Below are 1,356 nucleotides of genomic sequence, written 5' to 3'. Positions count from 1 at the left end.
CCTGCCATTCCTGTCACAACTACACGTTTCATCAGATGAGACCTCCATTTACAGAGATCACCTGTCGGGTTACATAAGAGGCTTCATCTGAACACAAGAATTTCACCACGCTCGCCACTTCATCAACCTGTCCCATGCGCTGCAGTGGAATCATTTTAAGCGCATGTTCTTTGACTTCATCTGTCACCATTTCGGTTTCGATCAGTCCAGGAGCTACACAGTTCACAGTAATTTTTCGCTTCGCCAATTCGAGTGCTAAGGCTTTGGTCGCACCAATCAGACCTGCTTTTGCAGCACTATAGTTAACCTGACCACGGTTACCCATAATTCCAGACACAGAAGATAAAGTGACAATACGGCCACCTTTGCGTAAGTGAATCATTGGCATGATGAGTGGTTTTAAAACATTATAGAAACCATCTAAAGAGGTCGAAATCACTTCATCCCAATCTTGATCTGTTAACGCAGGAAAAGCCCCATCATGAGTAAGACCAGCATTCAATACAACACCATAAAAAGCGCCATGCTGCTCTACGTCTTGTTCTAGAATTTGTTGAACCGTCTGGCGCTCATTTACATCAAACATTAAATAATGGCTATTTTGTCCTAAAGCTTGAATCTCTTGTACAACTTGCTCGGCCTCTGCCTGACGTGAACGCGCGTGTACAGTTACATCAAAACCAGCCTTTGCTAGTTGTAATGCAATCGCTTTCCCAATTCCTCGACTTGAACCTGTTACTAAAATTCGTCTTGTCACAATGTATTCCTAATTCTTTGTGGTTATTCAAATGGTGATGCTGTTGGCTCAAATACACTTAACGTTGCCTGAATGCAGTGCTCAGCATATTGAATTTCACAGGAAAATTGCCCAAGTCCCTCATGAAAATATTGTTGTTCTATTTGAATGATCAATCGTGAACCTAAGGCGAAATAAGGGATCGGTAAATTTAACTTACGCGTTCCCAATAAAAAACCGACTTTTGGCGCTTGTTTTGACTGCTGACCTTGCCAGCCGGAATAAGCACTAATCGTTTGCGCCATAATTTCAATGCTTGCCCATGTCGGCAAACCTTCTGCTTCACAAAACATCAGCTCTGGCGTAATCGTGAGTTCTGCTTGCGCCCGCCCTTCTGCAACCTCAGTTAAATGGTCGATAAATACCATCGGTTGCTCATGAGGAATATATTGAATTGCATCTAGTTTCACTAGGGCTTCACTCCAAAAACAAGACTAATATTACTTCCCCCAAAAGCGAAAGAATTACTCATGACATATCGGATATGCTGTTTTAACTCGGCTTCTTGCACATAATTTTGATCGGCCAAATCTGGATCAATCTCAACATTTTGATGTAAC

The 1,356-nt window shown here is 42.3% G+C and carries 2 protein-coding genes and 1 pseudogene; all 3 read right to left on the bottom strand.

Features of this window, described 5'->3' with window-relative positions:
- Nucleotides 1–31: 31 nt before the first annotated feature.
- On the bottom strand, nucleotides 32–757 hold the full coding sequence (locus VXQ92_RS18200) for a 3-ketoacyl-ACP reductase FabG2 (RefSeq protein ID WP_014208360.1): 726 nt from the start codon (nucleotides 755–757) through the stop codon (nucleotides 32–34).
- A gap of 23 nt (nucleotides 758–780) precedes the next feature.
- Nucleotides 781–1,206, bottom strand: a complete 426-nt coding sequence (locus tag VXQ92_RS18195) for a hypothetical protein (RefSeq protein WP_064479843.1) — start codon at nucleotides 1,204–1,206, stop codon at nucleotides 781–783.
- Nucleotides 1,206–1,356, bottom strand: a pseudogene (locus VXQ92_RS18190) (beta-ketoacyl-[acyl-carrier-protein] synthase II); the annotation flags it as partial. The pseudogene VXQ92_RS18190 and the gene VXQ92_RS18195, both read right to left, overlap by 1 nt.

The organism is Acinetobacter sp. 228, from assembly GCF_048147885.1.
The sequence above is the reverse complement of the archived record's forward strand: the minus strand, read 5'-3'. Positions and strand labels throughout refer to the sequence as shown.